Genomic DNA, 14545 nt, shown 5'->3' on the forward strand with positions numbered 1-14545 from the left:
TCAAGCCTCCTGTGCCAGGCGCAGGCCGGAGAACTGCCAACGCATCGCGGGGTAGAAGAAGTTGCGGTAGGTCGCGCGGATGTGGTCCGCCGGGGTGACGCAGCAACCGCCGCGCAGCACCATCTGGCCGGACATGAACTTGCCGTTGTATTCGCCCAGGCTGCCTTCCAGGGGGCGGAAGCCGGGGTAGGGGCGGTAGGCGCTGCCGGTCCATTCCCAGACATCGCCGAACAGCTGGCCGGGGCCACGCGCCGGTGCGTGACCGGCCATGGGTTGCAGGCAGTCGGCCTCGACGAAATGGCCGCGGGCCGAGGTGCCGCGCGCAGGCGTATCGCGGCCTGCCGTGTCGCCCAAGGCCAGGTCGCGGGCGGTCGCTTCCTGGGCGGCCACTTCCCATTCCGCCTCGCTGGGCAGGCGTGCGCCGGCCCAGGTGGCATAGGCCTCGGCCTCGTAGAAGCTCAGGTGGCAGACCGGCGCCAAGCGGTCCAGGGGCCGCAGGCCGCCCAGGGTGAATTCGTACCAGGCGTCGCCGTCGCGGCGCCAGTAGAGGGGCGCCTGCCAGCCCTGCTGGTTGATCAGGGCCCAGCCGTCCGCCAGCCAGAGGTCGCTGCGCCGGTAGCCGCCGTCCTCGATGAAGGCCAGGTACTCGCCGTTGTTCACCGGGCGGCTGGCCAGGCGGAAATCATCGACGAAGACCCGATGGCGCGGGCGCTCGCAATCGAAGGCGAAGGCGTCGCCGTCATGGCCGATGGAGCGCACCCCGCTGGTGTAGGCCTGCCAGCGCAGCGGGGCCTCCGTGCCCGGGGCGCTCACCTGCAGGTCGCGGCGGTAGACCGGGTCCAGGGGGTTCTGGACGAAGATGTGCTTGATGTCCATCAGCAGCAGCTCCTGGTGCTGCTGCTCGTGCTGCAGGCCCAGTTCGACGCGCCGGGCGATCTCGTCCCCGGCTCCCGCTGGCGGATCGCCCAGCAGCGCTTCCATGGCCCGGTCGATGTGGGCGCGGTAGGCGTAGACCTGCTCCACGGTGGGCCGCGCCAGCAGGCCCCGGGCCGCCCTCGGGAAGGGGACGCCGTGGGTCTGGTAGTAAGAGTTGAACAGGGTGTCGTAGGCGCGATCGGGTGTCCGGTAGCCTTTCAGGAAGGGCGTCAGCAGGAACGCCTCGAAGAACCAGCTGACGTGGGCCAGGTGCCATTTCGGCGGGCTGACGTCGGGCATGCTCTGGATCACGTAGTCTTCGGTCTGCAAGGGGGCGCAGATGCGTTCGGAGGCGTGGCGGACCTGTCGGTAACGGGCCAGCAGGGTGTCCGGGATGGCCGCGAAGCCGGTATCCAGGGCGGGATGGGGCATTCGACGCACTCCTTCCTGTGCAGGGTGGGCGTGGACGCTTCGCCGGACGCGGCGCGAACCGGGCGGTCTCTGGAAACCGACCGGACGCTATAAGCAAAGTTTCAAACGGCATGAGGGCCGCTGCCGGGCGGTGCGGGGTGCACCGCGGCAGGGTGGGGGAGAGGATCAGTAGTTCGGCGGGGTCTCGGGGATGCCGGTGGCGTCGGTCAGCACCGGCATGGTCCAAGGCTCCAGTTCGTGGCCCTTCTTGCCCAGGTCCAAGCGGGCCCGCTGCAGGGCTTCGCCCAGGCGCACCGGGTCGCCGTAGACCTCGGCGCCCAGGGTCGGCACCGCCAGCAGTTCCTGGCCCTGGCGGTCGCTGACGCGGAAGGAGAAGCCGTCGCCGGCGGCGTTGCGCTCGACGGTGCTGGTGTAGGGCTTGAAGGCTTCGCGGGCCAGGTCGCTGGCTTTTTCGTAGCTGATGGACTTACTCATGGGGCTCTCCAGGTGACGGTGTATTAGGATGGACCGCCCGTTACCGGTAGAAGGTTCCCCGGGGTGACCGTCCATCCCGGGACAAGGTAAAGTCTGCCCCCCGCCGCAACGGACTTGTTACGCTGCGCCTCGGCGCTGCGGAACCGCCGCCGGGTTGAACTTTGCAGGTCGACAGGGTCTGTTTCCTAACGCGACGGCGAGTGCTCCGTCACACGTCACCCTTCCCAGCGTTTTCAGTGTTCAGGCGCACCCGTGCGCAGTTCTCCCTGATTCATCACTCACGAGGCATCACCCGGAATGCAGATGGCATGACCGCAGGTTTCCAGATTTCTCCCGTGCTGTTCGCACTGCGCGACGCGACGCGTCAGCTGCATGCGGAGTTGGATGCGACGTCCCCCTTGATCCAGCCCAACCTCGACGAGGCCCGCTACGTGCGCTACGTGCGCCAGGTGCTCGGCTGGATGCGGCCGCTGGAAGCCGGGCTGGCGCGTCTGCAATGGCCGGTGGAGCTGGAAGCGCCGCAGCGCTTCGCCAAGTCCCGCTGGCTGGAGGCCGACCTGCTGGCCGCCGGCCTGGACCGCGAGGACCTGGCCGCCATCGCCGACTGCCCGGATGCTCCCCAGGCCACCGACCTGGCCAGCGGTTTCGGTATCGCCTATGTGGTGGAGGGTGCGACCCTCGGCGGCGCGATCCTCTACAAGCGCCTCTCGCCGCGCCTGCCCGGCCTGCCGCTGGAATGGCTGCGCGGCTACGGCGGCGACACCGGGGTCCGCTGGCAGCGCTTCCAGCAGCAACTGGCCCGCCACGTGCTGAGCGAAGCCGACATCCGTTTGGCCCAGCGTTCGGCCCAGGAGGCCTTCCGTTCCTTCCGTCATTGGGTGACGCCCGAGATCGAGGTTGCATGTCCGATATGAGGGCGCCCGCCCGCGTCGACGAACCGGTCACCCTGGCCAACTGCGAAGACGAGCCGATCCACCTGCCCGGTGCGATCCAGCCCCACGGGGCGCTGATCGCCCTGGACGTGGACCGGCGCGTCGTCAGCTTCAGCGAGAACCTGCCGCTGCTGCTGGGCTTCACCCCGTTGCTCAACGAACCCCTGGACGTCGAGCGCGTCGGCGTCGAGGTGGTCAGCCTGCTGGACGAGCGCGACGTGGGCGCGATGCGCTGGAGCAACGCGGTGGAAGCCGTGATCGGCGACTCCCTGTTCGACGTGGTGGGGCACTTCTTTTCCGACGTGCTGTACCTGGAGTTCGAACCGCGCCCGGCCGCCACGGCGGCGTTCACCGCGTTCGCCCTCAACGCCCAGCGGATCATCGGCCAAGTCCAGCAGCGCCACGAGCTGCAGGACCTGCTGGTCAGCGTAACCGAGGAAATCCGCCGCATGACCGGCTACGACCGGGTCATGGCCTACCGCTTCAAGCCGGACCTGTCCGGCGAAGTGGTGGCCGAGGCGCGGCGCGAGGACCTGGAGAGCTACCTGGGCCAGCGCTACCCGGCTTCGGATATCCCCGCCCAGGCGCGTCGCCTGTACATCGAGAACCCGATCCGCCTAATCGCCGACGTCAGCTACCGCCCCGCGCGCCTGGTGCCGGACCGTCACCCGCGCAGCGGCAAGCCGTTCGACCTGAGCTTCAGCACCCTGCGCAGCGTCTCGCCGATCCATTGCGAGTACCTGACCAACATGGGGGTCGCCGCCTCCATGAGCATTTCCATCGTGGTGGGTGGCGAGCTGTGGGGGCTGTTCTCCTGCCACCACATGACCCCCAAGCAGGTGCCGTACCCGGTGCGCATGGCGTTCCAGGTGTTCTCCCAGGTGTGCAGCGCGGTGATCGAGCGCCTGGAAGCCAGCAAGGCGGCGGAGGCCCAGCGCCAGGCCGCCGAACTGCAGCTCAGCCTGGTGCGCCACGCCCGCGACGCCGACGACATGCTCGGCTCCCTGTCCCAGCAACTGGCGGATGTCGCCCAGTTGCTGCCCTGCCACGCGGCGGCGGTGACCTTCGGCGGCCGCCTGAGCTGCCGTGGCGACAACCTGCTGGACGACTTCGTGCGACGCGTGGTTCAGCAACTGGAGCTGGACGACGGCCTGGAGAATTTCTACACGGACAAGTGGCCGCACCTGCACCCGCAACTGCCGGAAGCGCGCTTCTGCGGGGTGCTGGCGATCCGTTTCCACCGCCAGGCTTCGGGCTGGATCCTCTGGTTCCGTCTGGAGGAAGTGCAGACCATCAACTGGGGCGGCAAGCCCGAGAAGATCGTCACCGTCGGCCCTTCCGGTTCGCGCCTGACCCCGCGGGGCTCGTTCGAGGCCTGGGAAGAGGTGGTGAGCGGCAGCTCGGCGCCCTGGACCGCCGGTGACCTGAGCATCGCCGAGAAGCTGCGGGTGGAGCTGATGGAGCTGTGCCTGAACCGGGCCAGCGAGATCGACCGCATGCGCCAGCGGCTGATCGCCGTGCTCGGCCACGACCTGCGCAACCCGCTGCAGTCCATCTCCATGGCGGCGGCGATGCTCTCGTCCAACGACTCGCGCACCGCCGAGCTGCGCCAGCACATCACCAACTCCAGCGGCCGCATGGAGCGGCTGATCAGCCAGATCCTGGAGATGAGCCGCCTGCAGGCCGGCGCCGGCATCACCGTGCAGTGCGTGCCCACTGACTTCAGCCGGCTGGTGGCGGACATCGTCAACGAGACCTGCCTGGCCTACCCGGGCCTGGCCATCGAGACGGCCATCGCCCCCGAGATCATGGCCCACATCGACCCCGACCGCATGGCCCAGGTGGTCGCCAACCTGCTGAGCAACGCCCGCCACCACGGCGCCCAGGGTCGGCCGGTGCAGGTGCGCCTGAGCCAGGACGAGACGGTCATCACCCTGGCGGTGATCAACGAGGCGGACTTCCTCTCCGAGGAGCGCCTGGGCACGCTGTTCACCCCGTTCAAGCAGCCGCCGCCCGAGCACGGCCGCAACAAGAGCGGCCTGGGCATCGGCCTGTACATCTCCCAGGCCATCGTGCTGGCCCACGGCGGCACCATCGACGTGAGCCAGGCGGGAGGCCGCGTGACCTTCCGCGTGTGCATCACCCGCTGAGCCCGAACAAACACGCGTCGGCCGGGGCGGGCAGGGCTTGCCCCGGCTCGACGGCCGCGCGACGATGCCGCGCCCGACCTTGCCCTTCCGTGTAACCCATGACGTCCGAGTCCCCCCTGCTCCCCGCGTTTCCCGCGTTTCCCGGCGAGATGGCCACGCTGATCCGTCGCTTCGACTGGAGCACCACCGGCCTCGGGCCCCTGGCGGAATGGCCGGGCTACCTGCGGACCAGCGTCGACCTGATTCTCGCCGTGTCCACGCCCATCGTGCTGATGGTGGGCCGGCCCGGGGTACTGATCTACAACGACGCCTACGCCGCCACCGTGGCCGGCGACCGCCACCCCGGGACCTTCGGCGTGCCGGTGGAGGACGCCTGGCCGGAGATCGCCGGCTGGAACCGCCACGTGCTGGACCTGGGCCTGCGGGGCGAGTCGCTGTCCTACGAGGACCTGCACTTCGTCCTGCCGCGCCGCGGCCGCCCGGACGACTCGTGGATGAACGTCTACTACAGCCCGGTGTACGACGAGATCGGCACGCCCGCCGGGGTGATGTGCATCATCGTCGAGAACACCGACAAGATCATGGCCGAGCGTGGCCGCGCCGAAGCCGAGACGGAGCTGCGCCTGGCCAACGAGCGGGTCAGCCTGGCGCTGAACGCCGGCGCGGTGATCGGCACCTGGGTGTGGGACATCCCCACCAATCATTTCGTGGCCGACGAGCGCTTCGCCCGAGCCTTCTCCCTCGACCCGGCCCAGGCCGCCCAGGGCCTCACCCTGGAGCAGGTGGTGGAGTCGATCCACCCCGAGGACCGCCCGGCCATCGAGGCGCTGATCGCCCATACCCTGCGGGTGGGCGGGCCGTACCGGGCCGAGTACCGGGTACGCCAGCTGGACGGCACCTACCGCTGGATCGAGGCCAACGGCGAGTGCCAGCTGGATGCCTACGGGCTGGCCCTGCGCTTTCCCGGGGTGCTCATCGACATCCACGAGCGCAAGCAGACCGAAACCACCCTGCGCGACCTCACCGCGACCTTGGAGCAGCGGGTCGCCGAGGCGGTGGCCGAGCGCACCCTGGCCGAGGAACGGCTGCGCCAGGCGCAGAAGATGGAAGCCATCGGCCAGCTCACCGGCGGCATCGCCCATGACTTCAACAACCTGCTGGCCGGGGTGATCGGCAGCCTGACCATCGTCCAGCGCCGGCTACACCCCGATACCAAGGCCGAGGTGCAGCGCTTCCTCGAGGCGGCCAACCACGCCGCCCAGCGCGGCGCCTCCCTGGTGCAGCGCATGCTGGCCTTCGCCCGCCGGCAGTCCCTGGACAACCGGCCCACCGACATCAACGCCCTGGTGCACTCCCTGGAGGAAATGCTGCGGCGCACCCTGGGCGAGCGGGTGATCCTGGAGACCCGCCTGCAACCCGGCCTGTGGTCGGTGCTCACCGACATGCCGCAGCTGGAGAGCGCGTTGCTCAACCTGGCGATCAACGCCCGGGACGCCATGCCCCACGGCGGGCGCCTGAGCATCGTCACCGGCAACCTGAGCCTGGGCGCCGACCACGGCGAAGACCACGACCTGGACCCCGGCGACTACGTGCGGGTGGAAGTGAGCGACACCGGCACGGGGATGGACGCGGAAGTGCTCAGCCACGTGTTCGAGCCCTTCTTCACCACCAAACCCATCGGCCAGGGCACCGGCCTCGGCCTGTCCATGGTCTACGGCTTCGTCAAGCAGACCGGCGGCCACATCCGCCTGAGCAGCACGCCGGGGCGGGGCACCCGCTTCCGCCTGTACTTCCCGCGCCACGCCGATGCCGCCGCAGCCGAAGCGGAAGCCGCGGCGCTGCCCCACACCCCCAGTGGCGGCGGCGAACGCATCCTGGTGGTGGAGGACGACCCGGTGGTGCGCATGCTCACCGTGGAGGTGCTGGAAGACCTGGGCTACCAGGTGCTGCAGGCCAGCGACGGCCTGGAAGCCCTGGAGACCTTGCGCCGGGAACCCTTCGACCTGCTGCTCACCGACGTCGGCCTGCCCGGCATGAACGGCCGGCAACTGGCGGAAAGCGTGCGCCAGGTGCTGCCCGAGGTGCCGGTGCTGTTCGCTACCGGCTACGCCGAAGGGGCGGAGACCCGCGCCGGGTTCCTCGACGAGGGCATGGAGATGATCGCCAAGCCGTACACCATCGACGTGCTGGCGGCGACCCTGCGGGCGATGCTGGAGCGCCGCGCCTGAGGCGGGCGCCTCAGAAGCGTTCCTGCTCCCCCAGGTAGCGCCACTGGCCGGGTTGCAGGCCCGCTAGGGCGACCCGGCCAATGCGCAGGCGGCGCACCGCCCGTACCGTCAGCCCGGCCTGCTCGCAGAGGGTGCGTACCTGCCCCGGCTCCGGGGTCTTCAGGGCGAAGCGCAGGCGCTGTTCGCTCAGCCAGCTCACCTTGAACGGTGGCAGCGGCCGCCCGCGATAGCGCAGGCCCGGGTGGAAAGCCGCCAGGGCGTCCCGCGGCGGGGTGCCGTCCAGGTCGACGGTGAATTCGTGTTCCAGGCGCGTGGCGTCCTCCGTCAGGCGGCGCTTCACGCCCCAGGCCTGGCTGAACACCACCAGGCCGCTGGCCTCGGTTTCCAGGGACGCCAGCAGGTCCAGGCGGGCGCGATGGCGCGGCAGCGGGCGGATGCCGGAACGGTCCTCGGGGGCGTGCTGCGCATCGGCCAGCAGGGTCTGCAGGTCTGCCCGCTCCAGAGCCACCCCGGCGGGCTTGTACAGCAGCAGGGTGACCGGTGGCTGCGGCGTGGCGCTGGCGCCGGGCAGCAGCTCGACGCGCTGCTCGGGCTCGACCTTGTACTGCGGCGTGTCCACCACCTCGCCGTCGACGCTGACCCAGCCGCCCTCGATGTACAGCTCCGCCTCGCGGCGCGAGCAAGGCAGCAGCTCGGCGAGGCGTTTGGACAGGCGCACGGGTTCGGTCATGACGGCTCACCACGAAAAAGGGCGGCCAGTGTAGCGCCGCGGCGGCGCTACTCCCATCAGAACAGCGGGTGGGACGCCTTGAGCACCAGGTAGCCGTCGCAGTAGGTGTTGATGCCGGAGTAGGCGGTGCAGGCGCCGCCACGCAGGCTGGAGTCGCTGTAGGACAGGTTGAGGTCGATGCCCTGCCAGGGCCGGGTGAGGTTCAGCGACCAGTCGTTGAACACCCTTACGGCACCGTCGGCGTAGCTCACCGGCGTGTCCAGGGAATGGTTGGCGTACTTCAGGCCGATGTCGAAGCCCAGCAGGGCACGGGTGCCGAAGTCCGCATAGAGGGTGCCGTTCAGCCGCCCCGGCTCGTCCGACAGGGCTGCGCCGAGGCGGCTGTCGTACAGGCTCAGGCCGGCATAGGCCTGGTGGCGATCGAAGGCGGGCGCCTGGGGCCGGGCGAAGCGGATCAGCCCCAGTTCGTAGCCTAGGGTGTCGTCGAAGGCGTGCTTGAAGCCGGTGTAGGAATCGATTTCCAGGCGCTTGGGATCGAACACATCCATGTTCGGCGACCACTGGCCGACGTACCAGCCATCCGCGTGAGTCAGGTCGAAGCCGCCATGGAACGAGCCGGCGGAATTGGTCTGCACCAGGCCCTGGGCCATGCTGCGGGTCGGGGTGGTGGCGAGCTTCAGCTCGAAGTCACCCAGGTCGCGCTGCATCACCTGGGCCAGGGCCGCGCTGCTCAGGAGCAGGCCCAGGCCGATCAATAACGGCAACTTGTACATCGGTGCACTCCTAACGGGCGATCAGGCCACCGCGGACGGCCTGGGAGCGGATCGGAGTGGCGCGCGCCCGCTTGGAAACGCAGCCCTGAACACGGCTGGCGGGCCCGGCGGCCCGTCTGCACCGGGCAGCCGCGGCCGTCCCGGCCCACCGGTCGACCGCCGCAGGATACCGGCTGAGGCCCGGGCCACGGCACCGCTCGTCGATCCGTGGGTGAAAAAGACCCGAGGCTGATGGCGCGGTGATCGCGCTGCGCTGGCCCGCTGCTGGCCCTCTCGGGCACCGCGCCCGATGACGGGCGGATCGTCTGGACGGCAGCGGCGGGGCGAGTCGGCTAGAATGCCGGCCTTTTCCCTTTTCGAGTCCTTCCCTCCATGGCGCTGATCGGTCGTTTCAATTCGCTGCAGGTGGTCAAGCAGACCGACTTCGGGCTCTACCTGGATGGCGACGCGGAGGGCGAGATCCTGCTGCCCAACCGCTACGTACCCCAGGCGCCGGTCCCGGAAATCGGCGACTGGCTGAACGTCTTCGTCTACCTGGACAGCGACGACCGTCCCATCGCCACGACCGAGACGCCCAAGGCCAGGGTCGGGGAGTTCGCCAGCCTCAAGGTGGTGGATATCAACCGCGTCGGCCTGTTCCTCGACTGGGGCCTGCCCAAGGACCTGCTGCTGCCCCATTCCGAGGAAAAGCGCCCGCTGCAGGTGGGCGACTACTGCGTGGTGTACCTGTACCTGGACCCACGCACCCGGCGCATCACCGCCACCGCCCGGCTGGACCGCTACCTGGACAACCAGCCGGCCCGCTACCGGGTCGGGCAGGCGGTGCAGGTGCTGGTGGCGGAGCCTACCGACCTGGGCTTCAAGGCGATCATCGAGGACCGCCACTGGGGCCTGATCCACAAGAACGAGGTGTTCAAGTTCCTCCGCAGCGGCCTGCGGGAAACCGCCTACATCAAGGCCCTGCGCCCGGACGGCAAGATCAGCCTGAGCCTGCAGCCGGTGGGCGAGCAGGCCGGCGAGGCCCTCGGCCAGCGCATCCTCGACGAGCTGGAGCGCAACGGCGGGCGCCTGGACCTCAGCGACCGCAGCCCGGCCGAGCGCATCGGCGCCCTGTTCGGGGTCAGCAAGGGCACCTTCAAGAAGGCCATCGGCGGGCTCTACAAGCAGGGGCTGATCGTCATCCACGACGACCACATCACCCGCGTCCGCCCCTGAAGCCGGCGCCGTCACGGCGTGAGGCCACGCCGGGCGGCCCCCCTATACTCTGTGTCCCACCTTCTCGTCGTCCCGTGGGCCGCCGGAGACCCGATGTCCTGCCGATCCCTCGCTGTGCTGTGGTTGTCCGTGCTGCTCTGCGCCCCGGTGGCGTGGGCCGACCCCATCCGGCTGTGCTACGAGGACCGCGACTCCTACCCCTGGAGCATGGCCGACGGCAGCGGTCTCGATCAGCTGTTGATGGCGCAACTGGCCGAGGCCCTGCCGGTGGCCTTCAGCTACGTGGCGCTGCCCTGGCGGCGCTGCCTGGACGGGGTCGACCGCGGCCTGTACGACGGCGCGCTGGCCGCCAGCGCCAACCCCGAGCGCTTGGCCCAGGCGGTCTTCCCCCAGGACAAGGGCCTGCTGGACCGGGACAAGCGCCTGCACACCGCCACCTATGCCCTCTACCGGCGCGTGGGCGACGGGCCGCAGTGGGACGGCGAGCGCTTCACCGACCTGCGTGGTCGGATCGGCTCCCTCAGCGGGTTCTCCATCGTCGACTTTCTCCGCGAGCACGGCGCCGAGGTGGACGAGACCAGCCGGGACCCGCTGTCCCTGCTGATGATGGTCAAGAGCCGGCGCATCGAGGCGGCGGCCCTGCAGGTGTCCCGGGCGGATTTCCTCCTGGCCGGCCACCCCGACCTGGCCATGGCCCTGGAAAAGGCCACGACGCCGCTGCAGGTGAAGGACTACTACCTGATCTTTTCCCGGGCGTTCACCCGCGCCGAGCCCGAGCGGGTGCGGGAGATCTGGGCGATGATCCCGACGCTGCGGGAAGCCCCGGCCTACAAGGCGCGTTTCAAGCGGCTGGTGCTCGATTGAAATCGTGCGAAATGCACGGTAACAAGCGAAGCGGGGCGCGTTTTGCATGCGCGGCATTTCCCTCGGGCGGTGCCAAACCCTTGATCTGCCTGGGCGTCAGCGAATGGGTGGATGTGGCATGGGCCGTGCAAGCGTCCAGGCGTCATCCCATCGCCCCGCAGGAGCGCGTCCATGAGCCTCGATCTCGCCAAGCTGTCCCAGGCCTTTCCCGGCTATACCTTTTCCACCCGCGCCTGCCCTGATGGCAGTTTCCTGCTGGGGCTGGAGAAGGACGGCCGTACCGTGCGCCGGGTGATCCCGTCCCTGACCGTCCCGGTGCACCTGGAATGGGCCCTGAGTGCCCTGCGTCGCGACCTGAACGGGGTGGCCGTCGAAGGGCCGACCCTGGAAGCTCTGGAGTGGTCGAGCCAGGCCCACCCGGTCCTGCAGGCCGCCGCCAGCGCCGCCTGAGGTCCGAGACAGGCGCCGTCCCGGACGGCGCCCGCCGGCGTCAGGCCGGCACCACCATCACCTTGCCGTTCTTCTCGCCCTTGGCCGCTGCCGCCACCGCCTCCTTGATCCGCTGCACCGGAAACGTTTCGCCCACCTCGCCGTGCAGGGTTCCCTCCACGATCAACTCGATAAGCTCCTGCAGCACCGCCTGGCGCTGCGCTGGCTGGGCCTGGCGAAACCAGCGGTCCAGCCAGAAGCCGCGCACCTGGATGTCATGGAAGATCAGCAGGCTCGGGTCCACCTGGCACGGCTGGTCGCTCATGCGCCCATAATTCACCAGGGTGCCGCCGTCGGCCAGGCAGGCCGCCAGGCGATTGCACACCTCACCTCCCACCGGATCGATGGCCAGACGGATCGCCGCCTGGCCGGTGGCGTCCGCCACGCGCTGGGGCAGGTCGTCGCCGTCCAGCAGCACCACATCGCCCCCGTTGCGCCGCACCGCGTCGGCAGTGGCCTCGCGGCGCACCACGTTGACCGTGCGCAGCCCCTGCCGCCGGGCCAGTTGCACCAGGTAGCCGCCGACGGCGGAATTGGCGGCGTTCTGCAGCACCCAGTCGCCCGGTTTCAGGGGGACGAATTCCCGCAGCATCAGCAAGGCCGCCGGCGGGTTGACGGTGAGCATCGCCAGTTGCCGGACATCGCCGGCCTCGGGCAACGGCAGCAAGGCGTCGGCCTTGGCCACCAGGTGGGTCGACCAGCTGCCGGCGCCGCTGGGGATCAGCACGCGCTGTCCCTCCGCCAGGTTCTCGACGCCGGGGCCACGGCCCCGCACCACCGCCACCCCCTCGTTGCCGGCGAAGGCCGGCAGGGGCGGCAGGCGGCCGTATTCGCCACTCAGGGTGAGCAGGTCGGACGGGTTGATGGGCGCCGCCAGCACCTCCAGCCAGACCTCGCCAGGTTGCAGGGACGGGTCGGGCAGTTCGACGGCTTCGATCACCTCTTCGGGGGTGCCATGGCGGCTATAGCGGGCTCTGAGCATGAACGTTCTCCTGGGAACGGGTCGGGGGGGCTGACGCCGGGCGGCGTCAGGGCGGGGAGTCGGTGGCGAACAGGTCACCCTGGCGCACCGGGGGTTCGGTCGCGGGGTAGGTCACCTGGTCGGCCACCTCGCGCAGGGCTGGGTTGGGCACGTGAGGTTCCACCTGCTCGGCGCCGAGCAGGTGCAGCACCTCGATGCCCCGCAGGCTCAGCACGTCGGCGATCAGTGATCGGTGGCACTGGCGCCACTGGCGCTCGGCACAGAGCACGGCGACCCGGCGCCCGTGGGCGAACGCCAGCAGCGCAGCGAGCCCCTCGGCGAAGAGGGCGCTGTTCAGGTGGTCGGCGTAGCCACGGAAGGCCGGCTGGCGCCAGGCGGTGTTGGGCGAATCGGCCCGGGGCTCGCGCCGCCCGCCCAGCTCGGGCAGCCAGCGGTAGGCGATTCCCTGTTCCTCCAGGGCGGCCTGCAAGGCCTGCTCGGCGAACTGCGGATGACGCCGGGACGACGGGAACCGCCGCACGTCCGCTACGCCCTGGATGCCGTGTCGCTGCAGCAGCTGGAGGAAGACCGGCAGCGCCAGGGTGGAATGGCCGACGGTCCACAGGGTCGCCGGCAGGCCCTTGGCGCGCTCGTCGGGAGGCATGCTCATGGGCGCAGGTGCAGCGCCGAGGGTTTGTGCAGGGCAACGTGGCCGGTCTTGTCGCTGCGTACTTCATACTGCGGTTCGTCCGGGCTGGCGCGGCGCTGGCGTCCCAGGAACGTCAGGTCGTGGGTGTGCACTTTCACCACCGTGCCTTCGATCTCGCCGTCCTCGGAATTCCAGCGCACCGCGTCGCCGACCTTGAACGGGGTTGTCATGGCATGCCTCCTGGCGGGTCGATAACCCTGCTGATGACCCCGTCGTTTCCCTTGGGATTCCTTACCCACGACCAGCGGAATAATGAACGCTTGCTTCACACGAGCCACTGTGACCGTCCATCCGAAGTTATCCGTCGATCTTCGAATGATGAAAAAAAGGAGAAACTCTCCGCTTCGGTGTGGAGTCAGTCTTTATGTCGATTGTGACGAATCCCAACCGAGGAGAATTCTCATGGGCAGCACTATGGATAAAGTGAAAGGCGCTACCAACGAAGCCGTCGGTAAAGCCAAACAAGGTATCGGCGAAGCCACCGACAACGATCGCCTGAAAGGCGAAGGCAAGGTGCAGGAAACCAAAGGCGAAGCCCAACAAGTCGTGGGTAAGGCCAAGGATGCGCTGAAAGACAGCATCGACAAGGCCTGACGGGCCGCGCCCTGGCTAGCCGCGGGCGATATTCGCCCGGCCCGCCACCGGCGGCTTTCCCTGGTCTCGCGATTCTTCTTTCGTTAAACGAGACAGGCGATATAAAGAAGAAGGCAGAATAACATCGCGTTATTCTGCCTTTCTTTTATGCAGTAATTGATGATGAATACGCATTCATAGCGCTTCCTGTCGAAACGTATTCTTACAAGTAGCGGATTCATTCTCCAATAGCGTTTCTTGAATCAATTAAAACCGCCGCAGGTTTTTGGAATTTCCCTCACCGCCCGTCGGTCCTAGTTTCAGGATATGAACACTGCCGTGCTGAGGAGAATAATCATGGAATTACCCAACCCTGACCTGTCGACCCTGTTCGCGCAACTGGGCCTGGACAACGACCCGGCCAGCATCGATGCCTTCATCGCCGAACACTACCCGCTGCCGGATGACGTGAAGGTCACCGAGGCGCCGTTCTGGAGCAAGGCCCAACGCACCCTGCTCAAGGACGAAATGATGGGCGACGGCGACTGGGCGCCGGTGGTGGACGAACTGAACGTCCGGCTCCACGCCTCCGCCAAGTGAGCCGCTGACCCGGGCTTTCGGGGCAGCATGAAAAGACCGGCTTCGGCCGGTTTTTTCATGGGTGCGAAACAGGCGTCTCGGCAGGTGGGAGGGGCTGCGAGACCAGCGCCAGCAGCGGCTTGTGTCGCCGGTAGCGGGCCAGGCGCTCGGCCAGGGGCGCGGGAAGTGCGTCGGCGTGGCGGTAGCCGAGGGGGTGGTAGAAGGCATCGAGATCAGGGTGGCAGAACAACCAGACCGGGCCGGGGAGGGTGTCCCGCACCCGTCGCATCAACTCGGAGCCCACGCCTCGCTGGCGGAAGGCCGGGTCTACCAGCAGGCCGGTGAGCCAGTGCCCGCCCGCCAATGGGGTCAGGCAGAGCGCCGCCACCGGGTCGGCGGCCCGGGCGACCCAGGCCTGCTGGTCGCCCCGGGCGCGGCTCGGCGAGCGGTGGCTGCGGTAGAAGCGGTTGACCAGGGGCTGGCGCAGCGTGTCGAGCGGCTCGTAACGCAGGTCCGTCACA

Annotated in this window: 16 protein-coding genes; 8 read left to right on the forward strand and 8 right to left on the reverse strand. The window is 68.8% G+C overall.

All coding sequences use genetic code 11. The features are described from left to right. Positions 1 to 1347, reverse strand: coding sequence for an ergothioneine biosynthesis protein EgtB (gene egtB / locus FM069_RS18775; protein WP_143489905.1), 1347 nt, complete (start codon positions 1345 to 1347; stop codon positions 1 to 3). Positions 1348 to 1512: 165 nt separating this feature from the next. Next, a complete protein-coding gene (locus FM069_RS18780) occupies positions 1513 to 1821 on the reverse strand; it encodes a hypothetical protein (protein WP_143489906.1) in 309 nt (102 codons plus the stop codon). Positions 1822 to 2129: 308 nt separating this feature from the next. Between FM069_RS18780 and FM069_RS18785 the strand changes: the two genes are divergently transcribed. The 3 genes from FM069_RS18785 (at position 2130) to FM069_RS18795 (ending at position 7131) form a co-directional block, all read left to right on the forward strand. Continuing rightward, positions 2130 to 2735, forward strand: coding sequence for a biliverdin-producing heme oxygenase (locus FM069_RS18785; RefSeq protein WP_143489907.1), 606 nt, complete (start codon positions 2130 to 2132; stop codon positions 2733 to 2735). After that, a complete protein-coding gene (locus FM069_RS18790) occupies positions 2723 to 4903 on the forward strand; it encodes an ATP-binding protein (RefSeq protein ID WP_178106847.1) in 2181 nt (726 codons plus the stop codon). Before FM069_RS18785 ends, FM069_RS18790 begins: the two co-directional genes overlap by 13 nt. Before the next feature lie 98 nt (positions 4904 to 5001). After that, positions 5002 to 7131: an ATP-binding protein gene (locus FM069_RS18795; protein WP_143489908.1), complete on the forward strand. Its 2130-nt coding sequence runs from the start codon at positions 5002 to 5004 to the stop codon at positions 7129 to 7131. 10 nt (positions 7132 to 7141) lie between these two features. On the opposite strand, the gene FM069_RS18800 is transcribed toward FM069_RS18795, so the two are convergent. Further along, complete coding sequence (locus tag FM069_RS18800; RefSeq protein WP_143489909.1) at positions 7142 to 7861, reverse strand: RNA pseudouridine synthase; 720 nt, start codon at positions 7859 to 7861, stop codon at positions 7142 to 7144. A gap of 56 nt (positions 7862 to 7917) precedes the next feature. Next, the gene (locus FM069_RS18805; protein ID WP_143489910.1) at positions 7918 to 8634 is read right to left on the reverse strand and encodes a TorF family putative porin; all 717 of its coding nucleotides are present in this window, start codon (positions 8632 to 8634) and stop codon (positions 7918 to 7920) included. Positions 8635 to 9006: 372 nt separating this feature from the next. Here FM069_RS18805 and FM069_RS18810 point away from each other — a divergent pair, with 372 nt between their 5' ends. The 3 genes from FM069_RS18810 to FM069_RS18820 all read left to right on the forward strand — a co-directional run bounded on the left by FM069_RS18810 (position 9007) and on the right by FM069_RS18820 (position 11163). Further along, complete coding sequence (locus FM069_RS18810; protein ID WP_143489911.1) at positions 9007 to 9849, forward strand: CvfB family protein; 843 nt, start codon at positions 9007 to 9009, stop codon at positions 9847 to 9849. A 93-nt stretch (positions 9850 to 9942) separates the two neighbouring features. Next, positions 9943 to 10713, forward strand: a complete 771-nt coding sequence (locus FM069_RS18815; RefSeq protein WP_143489912.1) for a substrate-binding periplasmic protein — start codon at positions 9943 to 9945, stop codon at positions 10711 to 10713. A gap of 171 nt (positions 10714 to 10884) precedes the next feature. Continuing rightward, positions 10885 to 11163 carry a DUF3509 domain-containing protein gene (locus FM069_RS18820; RefSeq protein ID WP_178106848.1) on the forward strand — a complete coding sequence of 93 codons (279 nt, stop codon included), beginning with the start codon at positions 10885 to 10887 and terminating at the stop codon, positions 11161 to 11163. Positions 11164 to 11203: 40 nt separating this feature from the next. On the opposite strand, the gene FM069_RS18825 is transcribed toward FM069_RS18820, so the two are convergent. The 3 genes from FM069_RS18825 to FM069_RS18835 are packed head-to-tail and all read right to left on the reverse strand — an operon-like array spanning position 11204 to position 13042. Next, positions 11204 to 12184, reverse strand: a complete 981-nt coding sequence (locus FM069_RS18825; protein ID WP_143489914.1) for a zinc-dependent alcohol dehydrogenase family protein — start codon at positions 12182 to 12184, stop codon at positions 11204 to 11206. Between the two features lie 46 nt (positions 12185 to 12230). Continuing rightward, complete coding sequence (locus FM069_RS18830; protein ID WP_233282085.1) at positions 12231 to 12833, reverse strand: DUF488 domain-containing protein; 603 nt, start codon at positions 12831 to 12833, stop codon at positions 12231 to 12233. Then, complete coding sequence (locus FM069_RS18835; protein WP_143489915.1) at positions 12830 to 13042, reverse strand: hypervirulence associated TUDOR domain-containing protein; 213 nt, start codon at positions 13040 to 13042, stop codon at positions 12830 to 12832. The genes FM069_RS18830 and FM069_RS18835 overlap by 4 nt, the downstream gene beginning before the upstream one ends. 232 nt (positions 13043 to 13274) lie before the next feature. Here FM069_RS18835 and FM069_RS18840 point away from each other — a divergent pair, with 232 nt between their 5' ends. After that, positions 13275 to 13466 carry a CsbD family protein gene (locus tag FM069_RS18840; RefSeq protein ID WP_143489916.1) on the forward strand — a complete coding sequence of 64 codons (192 nt, stop codon included), beginning with the start codon at positions 13275 to 13277 and terminating at the stop codon, positions 13464 to 13466. A gap of 336 nt (positions 13467 to 13802) precedes the next feature. Further along, the gene (locus tag FM069_RS18845) at positions 13803 to 14045 is read left to right on the forward strand and encodes a DUF2789 domain-containing protein (protein ID WP_143489917.1); all 243 of its coding nucleotides are present in this window, start codon (positions 13803 to 13805) and stop codon (positions 14043 to 14045) included. Positions 14046 to 14100: 55 nt separating this feature from the next. Here FM069_RS18845 and FM069_RS18850 read toward each other — a convergent pair whose 3' ends face one another. Then, positions 14101 to 14544 (reverse strand): GNAT family N-acetyltransferase, encoded by a 444-nt coding sequence (locus FM069_RS18850; RefSeq protein WP_143489918.1) that lies wholly within the window; start codon positions 14542 to 14544, stop codon positions 14101 to 14103. Position 14545 lies beyond the last annotated feature (1 nt).

The sequence above is a fragment of the Pseudomonas mangiferae genome, from assembly GCF_007109405.1.
Classification (GTDB): domain Bacteria; phylum Pseudomonadota; class Gammaproteobacteria; order Pseudomonadales; family Pseudomonadaceae; genus Pseudomonas_T; species Pseudomonas_T mangiferae.

Bases quoted from the DNA above. Each gene is read 5' to 3' on its own strand.
- FM069_RS18835 (WP_143489915.1), bottom strand. From the start codon at position 13,042: ATGACAACCCCGTTCAAGGTCGGCGACGCGGTGCGCTGGAATTCCGAG.
- FM069_RS18830 (WP_233282085.1), bottom strand. From the start codon at position 12,833: ATGAGCATGCCTCCCGACGAGCGCGCCAAGGGCCTGCCGGCGACCCTG.
- FM069_RS18825 (WP_143489914.1), bottom strand. From the start codon at position 12,184: ATGCTCAGAGCCCGCTATAGCCGCCATGGCACCCCCGAAGAGGTGATC.
- FM069_RS18845 (WP_143489917.1), top strand. From the start codon at position 13,803: ATGGAATTACCCAACCCTGACCTGTCGACCCTGTTCGCGCAACTGGGC.
- FM069_RS18790 (WP_178106847.1), top strand. From the start codon at position 2,723: ATGTCCGATATGAGGGCGCCCGCCCGCGTCGACGAACCGGTCACCCTG.
- FM069_RS18815 (WP_143489912.1), top strand. From the start codon at position 9,943: ATGTCCTGCCGATCCCTCGCTGTGCTGTGGTTGTCCGTGCTGCTCTGC.
- FM069_RS18820 (WP_178106848.1), top strand. From the start codon at position 10,885: ATGAGCCTCGATCTCGCCAAGCTGTCCCAGGCCTTTCCCGGCTATACC.
- FM069_RS18805 (WP_143489910.1), bottom strand. From the start codon at position 8,634: ATGTACAAGTTGCCGTTATTGATCGGCCTGGGCCTGCTCCTGAGCAGC.
- FM069_RS18780 (WP_143489906.1), bottom strand. From the start codon at position 1,821: ATGAGTAAGTCCATCAGCTACGAAAAAGCCAGCGACCTGGCCCGCGAA.
- egtB (WP_143489905.1), bottom strand. From the start codon at position 1,347: ATGCCCCATCCCGCCCTGGATACCGGCTTCGCGGCCATCCCGGACACC.
- FM069_RS18795 (WP_143489908.1), top strand. From the start codon at position 5,002: ATGACGTCCGAGTCCCCCCTGCTCCCCGCGTTTCCCGCGTTTCCCGGC.
- FM069_RS18810 (WP_143489911.1), top strand. From the start codon at position 9,007: ATGGCGCTGATCGGTCGTTTCAATTCGCTGCAGGTGGTCAAGCAGACC.
- FM069_RS18785 (WP_143489907.1), top strand. From the start codon at position 2,130: ATGACCGCAGGTTTCCAGATTTCTCCCGTGCTGTTCGCACTGCGCGAC.
- FM069_RS18800 (WP_143489909.1), bottom strand. From the start codon at position 7,861: ATGACCGAACCCGTGCGCCTGTCCAAACGCCTCGCCGAGCTGCTGCCT.
- FM069_RS18840 (WP_143489916.1), top strand. From the start codon at position 13,275: ATGGGCAGCACTATGGATAAAGTGAAAGGCGCTACCAACGAAGCCGTC.